The organism is Halioxenophilus sp. WMMB6 (assembly GCF_033283405.1).
In the GTDB taxonomy this organism is placed as follows: Bacteria; Pseudomonadota; Gammaproteobacteria; order Pseudomonadales; family Cellvibrionaceae; genus Halioxenophilus.
On the sequence record NZ_JAWMQR010000001.1, the window covers coordinates 154,883 to 170,968 of the forward strand.

Consider the following 16,086-nt stretch of genomic DNA (forward strand, 5'->3'; position numbering starts at 1 on the left):
GGAGAAACCTTATGGCACGCACAACCGAGTGGCCAAATCAGGCGCGTTTGGCGCTATCCATTGTGGTCAATGTTGAGGAGGGTTCCGAGAGCAACATCCTTGATGGTGACCGTGGCCCGGAACAGGTTGATGAACTCGGCCTGGCCATTAAAAAGCCGATGCGCGTACATATGAACGAATCCAACTACGAGTACGGCATCAATGAAGGTTGGCCACGCATTCACCGCCTGCTAAAGAAATACGACATTACTGCCACCTTTACCGCGGCGGCTGTCTCCCTGGAGCGCGCGCCACAAATTGCCGATGTAATTCGCCATGAGGGGCACGAGGTCTGTTCACACGGCCATCGTTGGATGCATCAATTTATGCTCAACGAGGAGCAGGAGCGCGAGTTTATTCGCAAAGCGGCAGACAGCATGGAAAAAACCACCGGCCAGCGGCCAAAGGGTTGGTTGTCGCGCTACCTGCACACCGAGCATACCCGTCGCCTGTTGCAGGAAGAGGGTTTCTATTACCACATGGATGACCTCTCCACCGACGAGCCCTTCTGGGGCCGGGTTGATGGCAGTGAAGAGCCGATGGTGATCGTCCCCTACGCCATCGATAGCAACGACATGAAATTCTGGACCGACCCGGCCTTTACTCCGGAGCAGTGGCTCAAGTACGCCAAAGACACCTTTGATGTGCTGTACGAAGAGGGCGCAGAACAGACGCGCATGATGAGCCTGGGTTTGCATCTGCGCATTATCGGCCGCCCCGGTCGTATCTGGGCGCTGGAAGAGTTCCTGCGTTATGTGCGCGAAAAATCGGATGTCTGGGTGGCCACCCGCCTGCAAATTGCCGAGCTGTTTGCCGCGCACAATGGTGATCGCCCGGTGCACAAATCCATTCGCGACTAGAGCGCAAAAAAACTCGCTGTTAAGCAGACTTATCGGCGATAGCGAATATTAAAAAAGCAACACGCTAGCAAGCGACAACAGGATTACTCAATGAAGTTACGACGCTCACTGCTGTTTGTGCCAGGGGCACGACCAGAGCGGTTTGATAAAGCCGTAGCCACCGGCGTGGATATGGTCTGTATCGATTTGGAAGATGCCTGCCTGCCGGCTGAAAAAGAGCAGGCCCGCATTGCCGCACTCGACTACGCAAGCGCCTATCAAGCTGCGCCGGAGTTGGTGATTCGAATTAATTCACCACGCACGCTGTTTGGCTTAAAAGACCTGGCGGCACTGATTGAGTGTGACGACCTGCCACCGCTGACCTTAATGCTGCCCAAAGTGGGCGCCGCTGCGGATGTGGAGATCGTCGATGGCCTGCTGGCCAATGTCGATATGAATTTAATCGCGTTAATGGAGACGGCCCAGGGAATTGAGGCGGCAAGTGCTATCGCTGCCGCCAGCCCGCGCGTCAGTGGCTTAATGCTCGGCGGTGCCGATCTTTCGGCTGAGTTACGTTCCGACATGGGCTGGGATGCCATGTTGATGGCGCGCAGTAAATTGGCCATGGCGGCGGCCAGCCGCCAGTTGGACCTGATTGATGTGCCCTACCTGGATGTAAAAAATCCAGAGGGGCTCACGGCCGAGAGCACGCGCGTGCGCAATTTGGGTTTTACCTGCAAGGCGGCCATTCATCCGGCCCAGGTGGAGCCGATCAGCAGCGCGTTTACCCCTTCGGCCAATGAGGTGAGCTGGGCCAGAAAAGTACTGGCCGCCTCGGCGGAGTTTGCTGGGGGTGCACTCTTGGTGGATGGCAAGCTGGTTGATCGACCGGTGTTATTGGCCGCCACCCGCATAGTTGCGGTAGCGGATCAACTCGGTATTTAAGGATTATTAAAGTGATGCAAGGAGGCATCACCTTTGGCTGTCAGCCAAAACGTGGCCGGAAAAATAAGGCGTTGTGCTCAACTCGCCAATTTTTCCGGGCGCCAAATAGAGTATTCAGGATGAACTTATTGAATAGCTGGATTAAAAACAAACGTAAGGTTGAAGGCTCTGGCCGTTCAACAGTGAAAATGAATTTGGTGGAGGAATTAAAATGTCTCAAGGCGTAAAAAAAGTAGGTGAAAACCGTTACCGCGAAACCTTTGGTCGTTTTCTGGAAGATTTTCATGTGGGTGATATTTACGAACACCGCCCCGGCCGCACTATCACCGAAACCGACAACACCTGGTTCACCCTGTTGACCATGAACACGCACCCAATGCACTTTGACAAAGAGTACGCCAAGGGCTCTGAGTTCGGCAAAGTGATTGTAGCCAGCCCATTTACGGTGGCTTTGATGGTTGGTATGAGCGTGACCGATGTTTCCCAAAAGGCGATTGCCAATCTGGGCTGGGACGATATCAAAATGACCCACCCGCTGTTTGTTGGTGACACCCTCTACTGTGAATCGGAAGTACTGGAAAAACGTGAATCAAAATCCCGTCCAACCCAGGGTATCGTCACTGTGCGTACCACGGGTTTCAACCAGGATGGTGTGCAGGTAAGTTCGTTCATCCGCAAAGTATTGGTTATGCGTAAAGGCAACGACGCTGAAGATCTGGTGAATTACTAATTTAACGGGACTGGGAATAGGCGCTGCAGGCGTTATTCATAGGTTTGTTGGTTCACCGCTATTAAGCAGACTTTACGAGAGAATTTTTGGAGAAAGTGATGGTTTGGAGTCCTGAAGACGAAGCCGCAATCCTCGACACTATCGATAAGTGGGTTGACAACGATGTGCGCCCGGTCGCCGATCAATTTGATCAGGCGGACGAGTATCCTCACGCATTGGTCGAGCAGATGAAAGAGCTGGGCCTGTTTGGTGCCACCATTGGTGAAGCCTACGGCGGTTTGGGGTTGTCTGCCTCGCTCTATGCCAAGATTGTGGTCAAGGTGGCCTCTGCCTGGATGGCGCCCTCTGGCATATTCAACTCTCACCTGATTCTGGCTTCCGCGATTGAGCGTGCCGCCAGCGAAGAGATGAAACAGGAGTGGCTGCCCAAGTTGGCTAGCGGTGAGTTGCGCGGTGGTATTGCGCTGACGGAACCTAACGCCGGTACCGACCTGCAGGCGATTCGCACCCGCGCGGTACGCGATGGTGACGAGTACGTCATCAACGGTGCCAAAACCTGGATCACCAACTCCCTGAACGGTAACTGCCTGTTGCTGCTGGCCAAGACCGATCCCGATGCCAAGCCCCGTTACAAGGGCATGAGCATGTTCGCCATCCGCACCAAGGATGACAACGGCAACCCGCTGCCCGGTCTGACCGTCAATAAGATGAAAAAGCTGGGCTACAAGTCGATCGACACCTGCGAACTCAATTTTGAAGATTTCCGCATTCCGGCGTCCTGCCTGATTAAAGGCGAAGGTGAAGGCTTCTTTATCACCGTTGGTGGCTTGGAGCTGGGTCGCATTAACGTCGCCGCCCGTGGTGCCGGTATTGCTCAAGGTTCGCTGGAGTTGGCCGTACGTTACTCGCAAGAGCGCGAGAGTATGGGCCAGCAGATCTGTAAGCATCAGGCCATTCAGCTGAAGCTGGGTGAAATGGCCGCCCGTCTTGAAGCCTCCAAACTGCTGATTGAGCAGGCGGCGCGTAAATACGATGCCGAGGAGCGCTGCGATATGGAAGCCGGTATGGCGAAGTATTTCGCCACGGAAACCGGTGTCTTTTGTGCCAATGAAGCGATGCGTATTTTCGGTGGCTACTCCTACTCCATGGAGTACCCCATTCAGCGCTACTACCGCGACGCCATGCTGATGTGTATTGGTGAAGGCACCAACGAGATGCAGCGCATTATTATCGCCAAGCAACTGATAGAGCGTAACCCGATATGAGCACCGCACAGCCGCTGGCCGGCATTCGCATTATTGCCGTAGAGCAGTACGGAGCCGGCCCGTTTGGCTCCATGTACCTGGCGGATCTCGGGGCGGAAGTGATTAAAATTGAGAACCCCGCTATTGGCGGGGACATCTCCCGCCAAACCGGCCCGTTCTTTTTGGGTGAAGGCGACAGTCAGTTTTTCCAGACGTTTAACCGCAACAAAAAGAGTCTGACGCTCAATTTAAAAGAGCAGGCCGGGCGCGAAGTTTTCCACAAGCTGGTCGCCACCGCCGATGCCGTGATGAATAACCTGCGCGGCGATCAACCGGCCAAATTGGGTTTGGATTACGTGTCGTTGCAGGCGGTAAACCCGAAAATTGTCTGTGCACACCTCTCTGCCTATGGCCGCGATAATGACCGCGCCAACTGGCCAGGCTACGACTATTTAATGCAGGCGGAAGCGGGCTTTATGGCGCTGACCGGTGCCCCCGAAGAACCGCCGGCACGCTTTGGCCTCTCCATGGTCGACTTTATGACCGGTGTCACCACCGCCGCAGGTTTGATGGCGGCGCTGATTGGTGCACTGCGTTCCGGTAAAGGTACTGATGTTGATGTCAGCCTGTTTGATGTGGCGCTGCACCAACTGACTTACCCTGCCACCTGGTACCTGAATGGTGGCCATGTAACCGAGCGTATTGAACGCTCCGCGCATCCATCGACGGTTCCCTGTCAAACCTACACCAGCGCCGATGGCTGGGTGTTTGTGATGGGTATGACTGAGAAGTTCTGGCAGCTGATTGTGGAAGGTATCAACCGACCAGAGCTGGCAGACGACCCGCGCTTTAACAGCGTCGCTTGTAGACGCGAAAACCGGCAGGCGCTGCAGACCATTCTCGATGCCGCCTTTGCCGAGCGCTCCACCGACGACTGGGTAAACCATTTCGCCGGCAAGATTCCCATTGCGCCGGTGTACGGCCTGGACCAGGCGTTGGAAAATCCCTACCTGGGTGAGATTGGTATGTTGCAATCGCTGCCCCACACGCAAAATGCCAATTTCCGCGTGCTCGCCAACCCCATCAAAATTGGTGGTGAACGTCTGCCGGGTAAAGGCTGTTCTTCCCTGGGTGCCGATTCTGAATCACTGCTGGCGGAGTTGGGTTACAGCAGTGACGCGATTGCCAATCTGAAACAGAGCGGCGCCATCTAAATTAAAGCCGATTAACGGCCGCTGCTGTTAATCGGTGCTGCATTCACCGGGCTGCCCGGCGGATTACATTCTGGTAGCGCGGTTAAAAAAATAGTGGTGTCCGCTATTGGCCGGCCAACACCAAATATGATTTAGGATTGTGTGATGAAATTAACCGGCTTGAAAGTTGTGGATCTCTCTCAATTTTTACCTGGGCCACACCTGTCGATGATGATGGCGGATCACGGTGCTGAAGTGATTATGGTGGAGTCGCCCAGTGGTGAACCCACCCGTGCCATCGGCTTGCAGCAGCAGGGCGAGGCGATCTGGTTTCGCAATATTGCCCGCGGTAAAAAAAGTCTCTGTCTGAATTTAAAAGAGGCCGAGGCGAAAGAGGCGTTGTTGAAACTGCTCGACAGCGCCGACGTGGTGATTGAAGCCTTTCGCCCGGGTGTGGTTGATCGGCTGGGCATCGGTTACGAGGTGGTCAGTGCGCGCAACCCGGGTATTGTCTACTGCTCTATCTCGGCCTATGGCCAAACCGGGCCCAAGCGGTTAAAGCCGGCCCACGATCTCTCTATTCAGGCCGACTCCGGCCTGGTGGCGGTTAACGAAGGGGCCGATGGCCAGCCGGCCAGCCCCGGTGTGCCCTGTGCCGACATGGCGGCCAGCCTGATGGCGCTGTCGGGTATTTTAATGGCGCTGGTCAGTCGCGATAGAACCGGTAAGGGCGATTACCTGGATATCTCCATGCAAGATACCTTGGTCGCCTGGACACCCAATGTGATGGGGCCGGTGTTTGCTGAAAACCGCCCACCGGTGGTGAAGGATGAACGCTCCTGGGGCGGTGCCGCCATGTACCAGATCTATCGCACCCGTGACGGTCGCCACCTCTCTCTGGGTGGCAGCGAGTTGAAGTTTGCCAAAAATCTGTTGGAGGCTCTGGGCCGCCCGGATCTTTTTGAACTGTGTAAACTGCCACCCGGCAGTGGCCAGGATCCAGTGAAAGCCTTTTTGCGGGAGACCTTCGCCACGCGCACCTTGGCCGAGTGGGACCAGTGGTTTGAAAGTGTGGATGTCTGCTACGCACCCGTGCGCAATTTGCACGAGGCTATGCAGGAGGAGCATCTTATCGAGCGGCAGATGGTGGTCACCGATGACGAGGGTTTAACTCACCTGGGTGTGCCCATCAAATTTCAAAACGAACCGGGCCAACCCCGGTTTAAACGGCCCGCGCAAGGGCAGGATAATCGCGGCTTGTTGTTGTCGCTGGGTTACCGCGAATCTGAAATTGAACAGATGCTTGCCGCTGGAGCCTTGGTTGAAAAACCATGAGTGACAAATAGTGGTTGGCCGGAGCAGTGATCGCCGCCACACTCAAGCAATGTGTAACCATAAAAAACCCGCAGGGCTGTCGCCGATGCGGGTTTTTTATTGGCTGACTTTTCGCTATGAGGGACAGGTTATTTAGCCAGCAGCTCCGTTACGGCTTTGGCAATGGCGACCAGCCGGGCGTCGCTGCCATGCGGGCCAATTAATTGCAGAGATAGGGGATAGCCCTGGTCATCGCTGGCCACCACAAAGCTGAGCGCTGGCAGCCCTGCCATATTGGCCGGAGCGGTCAGGTCGGCAATGCCGGCCGGTACCGGGTCGTCACAGGCGGGGATAGCCGAAGGGATAGTCGGCAGTAGCAGAGCATCGGCCGAACCCAGCAGCGAGCGCAACCAGGCGCCGGTGGTATCTATCTGGTGGTGTGCCTGGGCGAGAGTGGTGCCGGGTTGCTTATCGAACCAGTTGAGCATTTTAGTGAGACCGGCTGAGAGTGCGTGCGGAGCGTCCTGGCGCAGTGCCTGCAGTTCGACGGCGAGATCGCCTTCTACCGCGATCAAACCCGCCCGGCGGTTTTTACCAAAATCGACCTGGCCGATGGTGCTGGCTTGCAGTCGGGTACAGGCGTTTGCCAGCTGCGCTGTCACCGTTTGGTAAAGGGCATTGATGGCAGGAGAGAGGGCGATGGACTCGTTCAAGTCCGCTACTGTGGCCAGGGTCAACGCCTGCAGCGAAACGGTGGCCGGTTCTGCCGTGGGCTGCGGGCAGCTTAGGCTGAAGTCGTCACTCTGGCGCTGGCTTAGAATGGGTAGCCACAGCTCCAGGTCGCGCAGGGAACGGGCGAGGGGGCCAATGCTGTCCATGCGCCGGGCGCAGGGCACAGAACCGGCGTTAGAGACCAGCTGTGCCGAGGGCTTTAAGCCCACCACACCGCAGCAGGCGGCCGGCACGCGTACGCTACCCATGGTGTCGGAACCGAGCGCCATGCTGCACAAGCCGGCGGCCACAGCGGCACCGGAGCCACCGCTGGAGCCGCCGGGGACCAGGCCCGGGTAGCGCGGGTTGTGGCAGCGGCCGTGGTGAGGGTTGTTGGTGTCGGTGCCGACGGCGGCCTCATCCATGTTGAGCTTGCCGAGGATAATCGCGCCGGCGGCGCGCAGGCTGGCGATTACCGGTGCGTCCTGTTCGGCCCGGTGCAGCACCTTGCCGAGGCCGGCGGTGGTCGGTTGCCCGGCGACATCGATGTTGTCTTTCACCGCGACAATCAAGCCGTCGACCGGGCTCAGCAGTTGCTCCTGAGCGCGGCGCTGATCACTGGCCCGAGCCGCCGCCATGGCGGTCACCCGGTCAATGTAGAGAAAGCAGTTGAGCGCTGGATTGCGCGCTTCAATGGTCTCCAGGGTAAGCCCCAACAGCTGCTCGCTGGTGAGTGTGCCTGCCGCCAGCGTGGCGGCTTGGGCAACGGCATCGAGCTGCAGTATCTCCGCAGACGGACTGTTCATTAAGCCGACCTTACTTCTTAAAGCGGTTGTCGATCAGGCGAATCGGTTTTTGCCGGTGTTCAATACCGGTAACCGCCGCCAGGCTGCCAGGGGCGTTGAGTTCAACGTTCATTTCAATACCCAGGCGCTGCTTGAGCAGGGTGGCAAAGGCCTTGGCGGTGGCCGCTTCGCTATTGTGGCTCTCCAGGCGCACGGTCATCTCATCGCGGCCGTTGGCATCGCGCTCGACGGTACAGATGTAGTCGCCGGCAAAGGCGCTGTTCTCTTCCAGGATGGGGCCGATACCCTGCGGGTAGATGTTAATGCCGCGCAGTTTCACCATGTTGTCGGAACGGCCCATAAAGCCACGGGTGCGGCGGAAGGGGAGGTCGAGGCTGTTGGCGAAGGGCATGATCTCGGTGACATCGTTGGAGTTGTAGCGAATGATCGGGTAGATGTCATTCTTAAACAGGCAGGTTACCACCTGGTTGCCAAATACCCCTTCGCCATAGAGTGCTTCGTTGGTCTCTGGATGCAGAATTTCAACATAGTGGGCATCTTCCCAAATGTAGAGTCCGTCGTGGTCTGGTCCTTCGGCGGAGATACAACCGGTATCGCCGATGCCGTACCAGTCAAACAGCTCCGGGCCGCCCCAGGCGTCGGCCAACACTTCGCGGCTCTCCATACCGAAGTGGCCGGAGATCATGTCGATCTTGATATCTTCGCCGGGAATAATACCGCTCTCGCGGGCGACATCGGCCAGGCGCTTGATGTAGTCGGCAAAGCCCACCAGCACGTTGGTTTTGAAGTCCCGCATCAGGCTCACCTGCTGCGCCGAACGGGTTTCGATGCCGGTACCGGCGGACAAGAACATGGCGTTGGTGAAGTGGATAACGGATTCGCGCACATAGTGGCCGCCATTGATCATGCCGTGGCCGTAGCAGGACTGCACGGTGGAGCCGGGTTTCATGCCCTGGAAGCGGTAGGTACGGCCGAGCAGCAGGTTCTGCACCTCGCGCGAGTAGGCGCCAAACACCAGCGGTTGTGGGGTGCCGGTGGTGCCGGAGGTGGTGTGGAAGATAATTGGTGGCCGGGTTTCGGCGGTGTAGCTCTCCAGGCCGCTGAAATCGCCAATCGGCGGGTATTCCGCCAGGCTCTTCATCAGGTCGGATTTGGAGTAGGTGGGCAGTTTGGTGATGTCATCCAGGCTCTGGATATCGCCCGGCTCAACACCGGCCGCACCCCAGTGGCGCTGGTAGAAAGGCACCTGCCAGCCGCGTGCCATCACATTCAGGAAGCGCTCGTTCTGGATGCTGCGCAGCTCATCGCGGCTCATGCCCTTGAAGCGTGACCACAGCGGGTCGCCAATGGGGTAGTCCTCGAGCATCTGTTTGGCATCGAAGGCTTCAAAATAGGTGGGGTAGGTCATGCTAAACAGCTCCTGTGGAAATTTGGCTGGGCGTTGTTAACCCAATCAGCACGGCAATATCGGATAGGTTTTCCAGCGATTCGGTGGTGGTGATCAACCGCTCGATGGCGCTCTTTGCCAAGGGTTGAATGGCATCGGCGCAACAGCGGCGGAATTTGTTGAGGTGTTGCTCGCGGCTGAGCGGACGTTCGGGGCTGCCCAGGGTCGCCGGCGAGAAGAGTTCAAATTCACGCTGGTCGGTAAGTCGCAATTTCAGTGTCTGTGGCGTCATGGCGTTGGGGTCCGGGTTGCCGTCGTCGACCACCACAAAGCGCTGCGCCAGGGCCAGCCTGGCCGGGTCGTTCAACTGCTGTGGGTCGTAACAGCTGACGCTGACATCCCCCTCCTGCATTAAGGTGGCGGCGGTGTAGGCAAAGCAGAGCCGGGCATAGCTGGTCGACATCGCCGCGGTGGCTGGGCGGCCAATCAAGCGCAGAATCAAAGGGGGTGCGAGCAGCTCGCAACTGGCGATGTCGTCGGCGCTGAAACCGTGCTGCTGTTGCAGGGTGCGCAGGGCATCCAGGCCGCTGTGACAGGCCCGGCCGGTGGGGAAGGGCTTGTGAGAGACGCGGTTGATCTGTGGGCTGGCGTTAAGCCCGGCCACTATGGCGGCCAAGTCGGCCTCGGCCTCAATCAGTTTGAAGAAACCAAACGGACCCTCCAGCACATCGTGTGGCGCGGTCAGCCCGGCTCTGGCCATGTCGATGGCCTGGATAGCGTTGCGGGCGTTCACCGCTACCTGCATGGCCAGCATGGCAGTGCCTTCAACGTGGGCTTGCATGGTGCCGCTCAGTTGGCTGTAGGTGATGCCAAAGGCGTTGCGGGTCGCCTCCGGGCTCATGTCGGCCAGTTTGGCCATGGCCAGAGTGGCGCCCAGGGCACCACAGACGGCCGGCCGGAAAAAGCGCAAGGGGGCGCGTGAGGCGGCGCCGAGCAGGGTGGCGACATCAACTGCGGCACTGATGGCGGTCATAAAACTTTTGCCATCAACATTGCCCTGGCGTTGGGCAAAGGCGAGTAACGCCGCCAGAATCACCGCCATGGGGTGGACCACCGCCGGCTCGTGTACGCAGTCGAACTCCTGGTTGTGGATCTGCCAGGCATTCACCATGGCGGCGGCGGGGGCGGGCAGCCACTCGCCGGTGGCCAACACCTGGGCCTCTTCGCCCTGGCCCCACTGCTGGTTGAGGGCAATCAGCTCGGCGCTGAAGGGCACCCGCGAGCCGCAGATGCCAACGCCGAGGGAGTCGAGAATAAAGGTCTTCAGCGAGCTGACGGTGTGCGGGTCGAGGTCGCTGAACTGTAGTCGTTGCACGTGGTTGTGCAGCAGTTCAACCAGATTGAATCGTTCGCTCATAGAGGGCTTCCAGGGCCGGCGGCGGTTGGTGGTTCGGCAAGGGTGGCCGCCCAGGGCAGCCACTCGCCTCCCTGGGCGAGGGTATCGATACCGCTCAACAGGGTGGTGATCTGTTCCTGGCGGTAGCCGGCCGCCTGCAGTAATTGGGTCGCTTTGGCGATGATGGCGTCGCTGCTCATGGGTTTGCCGGGGTCGCCCAGCACATTGTCGATGGCGATGGTTTGCTGGCTGCCGTCGTGCAATTTAATGGTCAGTGTCGCCCGGTAGGCGTTGGGGAAGGCAGCCGTCAGCGACTCATCTTCGGTCACGGTTATACGACTGCGCAGCTCTGCAACCGTGGTATCTGCACGGGCGGCGGCATCGAAATCGGTGAGGCCGGGTGCGCCGCGCAGCAGGGTAATTGCCACGCAGTGTTGCAGGCTGAATTTGGCCTGTAGTTCGCTCTCGGGCGCGGGTTTGTCGCAAAAAAGCATGGCATCGCGGTAGGTGGCCACGGTCAACTCGCTGATGGCATCGACGGAACCGGAGAAGGCCAGCGCCGCATCAATGGACGGGTGGGTGTGGCGGCAGGCGGGCCAGGGTTTAAAACTGCACTGCCACAGCAACCATTCACCCTGCGGCTGCTCAATAATCGCATCGGGCCGGCCACCGGCCGCCGTGGCGGTGAGTAGCCCCTGCGGCCCTTCCAACATTGCCGCCGGGCCCTGCAAGCCAACCGCTGCGGCCAGTGCTGCCTGGCGGCCAGTCAGCGCGGCCCAGCCATTGTGCAGCTGTTTGCTTTGGCACTCTTCGTTGCGCATCTGCCAGAGGCCGCCGGTGCGGGTGCCGGCATTGGCCAGGGCATCGAGCCACTCGCGCTCGCTGGCCTGGCGTAGAGAGCAGACCGCCGCCGCCGCGCCAAAGGCACCGGCGGTGGAGGTGTTGTGCCAGTACTGGTAGTGCACCGGGCCAAGTCCCCGACCGATGCGGATCACCGCTTCGTAGCCGCAGATAATGGCGTTTAACAGCTCTTCGGCAGTGTGGTCATTGGCCTCGGCGTAGGCCAGGGCGGTGGGAATCACCACCGGCCCCGGGTGCAAAATAGAGGTACGATGGACGTCATCCATCTCCAGAATGTTGCCAAGGGTGGCGTTGAAGAAGAGGCTTGTTTGCGGGTCGGCTTGGCCCTGGCCAAGTGCGCTGCACGAGCCCGGGCCGGCGTCCAGGCGCCAGAGCTCGGCCAGTTTCTGGCCGATGGCCGTTTGCGCGCCCAGTGCCGCACTGCCCAGCCAATCAAGCAGGTGCAGCGAGGCCCTCTGTCGGTCGTCGGCAGTGGGCTGCCGGCGCAAAATAGGTACGAGTTGTTCAAGTATGGTCACTGCGAATAATCCGTATCGGGCGAGGCTGTTGGCGGTAATAAAAATATATTGTAATATCAATAGTACAAATGATCAACGTGTGTACAGCCTCAGTCAGCAGTTGCACCAGCCCTTTTTGATGGTCGGTTGGCCGTTATAAAGGTGGAGTAAAAGCAGGGTTATCGATAGCCGCTGTATGGCGATGGCTGGCGTGGGGCGTTGGGTGTTATTGGCAAGCTCAAACCGGGTTTGAGCTAACGGATTTGGGCCGAATGGCTCTATCTATAGCCGTAGCTGCCCGCAATTGAATAATGTCAATGCGCAAGTGGGTGGTTTTGATGGATATTAGTCTCAATCTTGCTGGTATTTAAGATATATCAATAATACATTGTAGTTGTCGCCTGTATGATGATCGCGAACGATCACCAATCAATCTAGGAGTTACCTATGAGTGGAAACCGGAGTCTGCCGCCAGTTTGGAATAAAGTTGGCCGCCACGATGTCTTTCCTGAAGCCCGTCACGATGAGATCGCCCGTTTCAACTTTCTCACCAACATGAATATGCACCTCTCTAGTGTGGTTATTCCCGGTGTGCGGGAAGCCTATGAGCAGCGGGCAGAGCCGGAATTTCGCAAGCAGAAGGGGCGCAGCCCGGAGAGCCGCCAGGAAGTCCGCGAGCTCATGAGCCGCGACAGCTACTACCAGTGGTGGAGCGCCCTGCGCCGCAGCACCATGGAGATGCGCCAACAGGCGGGCCGTTCCATGGTATTACGCCAGATCGATAGCATTAATGAGAAGGCCGCCAAGTTGAACGATAGCGCCGAGACCTTGAAGCTGGACTCCAGCGTTAAGGTGCCGACCTACGCCTCGGCGGTGGATATTCATTGCATGCCGGGTTGTTACCACACCGCGTTGAGCGATGGTGATGTCAGTGCTGGCGCCAACTACGACTGTGGTCTGTTTGTTACCACCGCCGGCCTGTTGGGCACCTACACCGATGGTGGCGGTAAAGCCATTGCTGAATGGCTGCAGAAAGATCAGCCCAATTTTAAACCGCGTCGCATCCTCGATATCGGTTGCACCGTTGGCCACAATGTTCTGCCCATTGCGCAAGCGTTTCCGGATGCTGAGGTTATCGCCATCGATACCGGCGAGCCGGTACTGCGTTACGGCCATGCCCGGGCAAAATCCCTGGGCGTTAACAATGTGACCTTTATGCAGGCCAACGCTGAAAATCTGGCCCAGTTTGAAGATGGCTCTTTCGACCTGATCACCACCAGCATGTTTTTACACGAGACATCATTTAAGTCCATGCCGCGTATTTTGGCCGAGATCAGCCGGTTGCTGAGCCCCGGTGGCCTCTCCCTGCATTTGGAGCAGCCGCAATACACAGGCCGCCCGGTGTTCGAGCAGTTTATGCGCGACTGGGATACCTTCAACAACAACGAGCCGTTCTGGGGCACCATGCACGACCAGGATCTCACTGCGATGATTGATGCCACTGGCTTGCCAGCAGCGGAACAGTTTCAGGCCGGCATTGCCGCCAGTGTTGACGAAACCATTTTCCCGAAAGTGGATACGCAATCCAAAACAGAAGATTTCGGCCGGGCGCCGGTTTGGAATGTATTCGGAGCGTGGAAACCTGTTAAAGAGGAGTGTGTAGCATGAGTGTTGATTACATCGCAGAAGCTGGCCGTAAAGCCAAAGGCAAACGCCCCTACTTTTTTGACGACCGCCAAACCGAGCAGCTGCTGAATATCACCATGGCCATTGCCGGTGAGCTGGCGGTAACTCGCGAACGGCTCGACACCATTGAGCGCTTGCTGGAAAAATCGGGTACTTTAACGCGTGAGAGTATTGAGAATTACGTACCCGATTCGAAAGCGGCGGAAGATGAACGCCAACTGTGGCAGCAGGAGTTTATTGCCCGCATTTTGCGAATCGTGCAGCAGGAGCGTGAAGCGATTACCGAAAACCAAGCCGGTCAGCCGAGCATGGATGAAGTAGTGGATTCACTCTCTTCCTAATTATTAGCAATACCATGCAATGAAAGTGCTCCCATTGGGGAGCACTTTTTCTATTAAGCGTTCTATCGATCCTTTCGATTAACCTTTCAATTCATTCAACCAACTGGCAGTGGACGCTAAAGCTTTTTGAGGCGGTAACGATTCGTTGGCCTACCGGTCGCTGAAAGCTGCGCTCGAACTTTTTGCCAATGCTTAAACCTGAGGGGAGAGACTTCCTGTGACTGATAATACCCAAGTGCTTTTGGCGTCGACGCCGGAGGGCATGCCATCCCCCGATAACTTTAAGCTGCACCAGCAGGCCATGCCGGTGGCGCAACCGGGGCAGGTGCTGTGTGAAACACTCTATCTCTCGCTGGACCCTTACATGCGCAGCCAGATTGCCGGTCGCCACATCTCCGGTGCAATTCAACCCGGTGAATTAATGTTGGGCGAAACCGTCAGCCGTGTGCTGAGCAGTGATGTTGAGGAATTTAAAGCCGGTGATCTGGTGCGTTGCTTTGCCGGCTGGCAGAGCCACTCACTGCAGGACCCGGCTGCATTAACCAAGTTGCCGGCCAGCAACGATCCCTCGTTGTTTCTCTCAACGTTGGGCATGCCAGGGCTGACGGCCTACGCCGGTTTGATCTGGCAGGCGCAACCCAAAGCCGGCGATGTGGTGGTCATTCCCGCCGCTACCGGCGGTGTGGGATCGGTGGCCGGGCAGCTGGCAAAAATTTATGGCTGCCGGGTGATTGGTATTGCCGGTGGTGAAGAGAAGTGCAAAAAGGCGGTGGCTGAACTCGGTTATGACGCCTGCATCGATCGCAAACAGGGTAACCTGGCCGAGCAGTTGGATCAGCTCTGCCCAAACGGAATCGATATCTACTTTGATCTGGTGGGCGGCGAACTGCTCAACACCGTTTCCGAAAGATTAGCCGTAGGTGCGCGGGTAATTTTGTGCGGAATTATGTCGGAGCTGAATGCCAGTGGCCGCGCCTGTGGCCCACACCCAGCGCTCTGGATTAAAGCCCGCGCCACCGTGTACGGCTTGGTGGTTTATGACTTTGAAGCGCGCCGCAACGAATTTATTGATGCCTGCCTGCCCTTTATTGAGGCCGGCACGTTGAAACCATCGGTGGATATGTACGATGGCTTGGCTCACGCGCCGGATGCCTTCTGCCGTTTAATGCGCGGTGAAAACAACGGCAAGGTTATCGTTAAAATTTAAGTTAATGACTGTAGCGAGTCGCCTGGCGGCCCGCTTTTTTTATTTCAGGAATACGATCAATGAAAGGCGCATATATCGATCTGCCCGAAGGGCAAATTCACTATCTGACCGAGGGTGAGGGTGAGCCCTTGCTGCTGTTCCATCAGGCTCCCATGAGCTCCCAGGAGTGGGTGGAGATTATTCCGCAATTAAGTGGTAAGTACCGGGTTATCGCCCCGGATATGGCCGGCCATGGCAACTCCTTTGCGCTCGATAGGGAATACAGCTTAGAGGATTACTCGGCGATTACTGTGAAATTTATGGATGCTTTAGGACTCGATTCCGTGATGCTTGGCGGTTGGCATTCGGGTGCTGCGCTGGCGACCTCTGTTGCGGTGAATCATCCGCAGCGTGTAAAAAAATTGCTGGTCTCCTGTGAGATGTTAATCGGCAAAGAACAGATCGATCAGTTTCTGGAGGGACTGAAGAGCAAGCCGCTGTCACGCGACCTGCCGATGGATAAGGCGGGAGAGTTTCTTAAGGATGCCTGGAACCGCTACGAGGCCCTGGCACCGACCGCACCTCTGGAAAGGCGCTTCCGTCCGTTTGTACTGGGGCAGTTGGCGCGCATGAGTCCTTACGACGCCCATGTGCCGGTGCTGGAGTGGATGGCCAAGGCTGAGTGGATTACCCAGGTGAAATGCCCGTTGATGGTCTTTACCGCTGAACACGATCTTTTTTACAACGAAGCGCTGATTGAAAAGGCCGAGAAAACCCTAAGTAATTGCCAGACGGTGGTTATGAAAGATTGCGGCGCGCTGAGCACCTTTGAAAAGCCTGACGCTGTCGCTGCGGTTATGAAGGAATTCTTTGCCGGTTAAGCCTGGTAAGTGCGCCCGCAGAAGTAGATC

The 16,086-nt window shown here is 57.4% G+C and carries 14 protein-coding genes; 10 read left to right on the forward strand and 4 right to left on the reverse strand.

The genetic code is table 11. From position 1 onward, the window contains the following. Positions 1–11: 11 nt before the first annotated feature. From SBL51_RS00630 to SBL51_RS00655, 6 genes are all read left to right on the forward strand, one after another. Entirely contained in the window at positions 12–899 is an 888-nt protein-coding gene (locus SBL51_RS00630) for a polysaccharide deacetylase family protein (RefSeq protein ID WP_317928531.1), read from the forward strand. A gap of 90 nt (positions 900–989) precedes the next feature. Then, positions 990–1,823, forward strand: coding sequence for a CoA ester lyase (locus tag SBL51_RS00635; RefSeq protein WP_317928532.1), 834 nt, complete (start codon positions 990–992; stop codon positions 1,821–1,823). Positions 1,824–2,034: 211 nt separating this feature from the next. Next, positions 2,035–2,553 (forward strand): MaoC family dehydratase, encoded by a 519-nt coding sequence (locus tag SBL51_RS00640; protein WP_317928533.1) that lies wholly within the window; start codon positions 2,035–2,037, stop codon positions 2,551–2,553. Positions 2,554–2,651: 98 nt separating this feature from the next. After that, positions 2,652–3,818, forward strand: a complete 1,167-nt coding sequence (locus SBL51_RS00645) for an acyl-CoA dehydrogenase family protein (protein WP_317928534.1) — start codon at positions 2,652–2,654, stop codon at positions 3,816–3,818. Beyond that, positions 3,815–5,011, forward strand: coding sequence for a CoA transferase (locus SBL51_RS00650; protein ID WP_317928535.1), 1,197 nt, complete (start codon positions 3,815–3,817; stop codon positions 5,009–5,011). The genes SBL51_RS00645 and SBL51_RS00650 overlap by 4 nt, the downstream gene beginning before the upstream one ends. A 144-nt stretch (positions 5,012–5,155) precedes the next feature. Further along, positions 5,156–6,325 (forward strand): CoA transferase, encoded by a 1,170-nt coding sequence (locus SBL51_RS00655; RefSeq protein WP_317928536.1) that lies wholly within the window; start codon positions 5,156–5,158, stop codon positions 6,323–6,325. A 128-nt stretch (positions 6,326–6,453) separates the two neighbouring features. Here the strand turns inward: SBL51_RS00655 and SBL51_RS00660 are convergent, their stop codons facing one another. From SBL51_RS00660 to SBL51_RS00675, 4 genes are read right to left on the reverse strand one after another with little or no spacing between them, the layout of a single operon-like run. Then, positions 6,454–7,821 carry an amidase gene (locus SBL51_RS00660; RefSeq protein ID WP_317928537.1) on the reverse strand — a complete coding sequence of 456 codons (1,368 nt, stop codon included), beginning with the start codon at positions 7,819–7,821 and terminating at the stop codon, positions 6,454–6,456. 10 nt (positions 7,822–7,831) lie between these two features. Further along, positions 7,832–9,229 carry a phenylacetate--CoA ligase family protein gene (locus SBL51_RS00665; protein ID WP_317928538.1) on the reverse strand — a complete coding sequence of 466 codons (1,398 nt, stop codon included), beginning with the start codon at positions 9,227–9,229 and terminating at the stop codon, positions 7,832–7,834. Between the two features lies 1 nt (position 9,230). Beyond that, entirely contained in the window at positions 9,231–10,625 is a 1,395-nt protein-coding gene (locus SBL51_RS00670) for an MmgE/PrpD family protein (protein WP_317928539.1), read from the reverse strand. Continuing rightward, positions 10,622–11,983, reverse strand: coding sequence for an MmgE/PrpD family protein (locus SBL51_RS00675; RefSeq protein WP_317928540.1), 1,362 nt, complete (start codon positions 11,981–11,983; stop codon positions 10,622–10,624). The genes SBL51_RS00670 and SBL51_RS00675 overlap by 4 nt, the downstream gene beginning before the upstream one ends. 426 nt (positions 11,984–12,409) lie before the next feature. Here SBL51_RS00675 and SBL51_RS00680 point away from each other — a divergent pair, with 426 nt between their 5' ends. From SBL51_RS00680 to SBL51_RS00695, 4 genes are all read left to right on the forward strand, one after another. Further along, positions 12,410–13,630, forward strand: a complete 1,221-nt coding sequence (locus SBL51_RS00680) for a class I SAM-dependent methyltransferase (RefSeq protein WP_317928541.1) — start codon at positions 12,410–12,412, stop codon at positions 13,628–13,630. Then, positions 13,627–13,989, forward strand: coding sequence for a hypothetical protein (locus SBL51_RS00685; RefSeq protein ID WP_317928542.1), 363 nt, complete (start codon positions 13,627–13,629; stop codon positions 13,987–13,989). Before SBL51_RS00680 ends, SBL51_RS00685 begins: the two co-directional genes overlap by 4 nt. Before the next feature lie 217 nt (positions 13,990–14,206). Then, positions 14,207–15,196, forward strand: coding sequence for an NADP-dependent oxidoreductase (locus SBL51_RS00690; RefSeq protein WP_317928543.1), 990 nt, complete (start codon positions 14,207–14,209; stop codon positions 15,194–15,196). Between the two features lie 59 nt (positions 15,197–15,255). Continuing rightward, on the forward strand, positions 15,256–16,056 hold the full coding sequence (locus tag SBL51_RS00695) for an alpha/beta hydrolase (RefSeq protein WP_317928544.1): 801 nt from the start codon (positions 15,256–15,258) through the stop codon (positions 16,054–16,056). Positions 16,057–16,086 lie beyond the last annotated feature (30 nt).

What these genes read in the sequence shown, in the direction of transcription:
- SBL51_RS00660 (WP_317928537.1), bottom strand. Translation starts at nt 7,821, where the DNA reads ATGAACAGTCCGTCTGCGGAGATACTGCAGCTCGATGCCGTTGCCCAA.
- SBL51_RS00680 (WP_317928541.1), top strand. Translation starts at nt 12,410, where the DNA reads ATGAGTGGAAACCGGAGTCTGCCGCCAGTTTGGAATAAAGTTGGCCGC.
- SBL51_RS00650 (WP_317928535.1), top strand. Translation starts at nt 3,815, where the DNA reads ATGAGCACCGCACAGCCGCTGGCCGGCATTCGCATTATTGCCGTAGAG.
- SBL51_RS00670 (WP_317928539.1), bottom strand. Translation starts at nt 10,625, where the DNA reads ATGAGCGAACGATTCAATCTGGTTGAACTGCTGCACAACCACGTGCAA.
- SBL51_RS00635 (WP_317928532.1), top strand. Translation starts at nt 990, where the DNA reads ATGAAGTTACGACGCTCACTGCTGTTTGTGCCAGGGGCACGACCAGAG.
- SBL51_RS00645 (WP_317928534.1), top strand. Translation starts at nt 2,652, where the DNA reads ATGGTTTGGAGTCCTGAAGACGAAGCCGCAATCCTCGACACTATCGAT.
- SBL51_RS00655 (WP_317928536.1), top strand. Translation starts at nt 5,156, where the DNA reads ATGAAATTAACCGGCTTGAAAGTTGTGGATCTCTCTCAATTTTTACCT.
- SBL51_RS00640 (WP_317928533.1), top strand. Translation starts at nt 2,035, where the DNA reads ATGTCTCAAGGCGTAAAAAAAGTAGGTGAAAACCGTTACCGCGAAACC.
- SBL51_RS00630 (WP_317928531.1), top strand. Translation starts at nt 12, where the DNA reads ATGGCACGCACAACCGAGTGGCCAAATCAGGCGCGTTTGGCGCTATCC.
- SBL51_RS00685 (WP_317928542.1), top strand. Translation starts at nt 13,627, where the DNA reads ATGAGTGTTGATTACATCGCAGAAGCTGGCCGTAAAGCCAAAGGCAAA.
- SBL51_RS00665 (WP_317928538.1), bottom strand. Translation starts at nt 9,229, where the DNA reads ATGACCTACCCCACCTATTTTGAAGCCTTCGATGCCAAACAGATGCTC.
- SBL51_RS00695 (WP_317928544.1), top strand. Translation starts at nt 15,256, where the DNA reads ATGAAAGGCGCATATATCGATCTGCCCGAAGGGCAAATTCACTATCTG.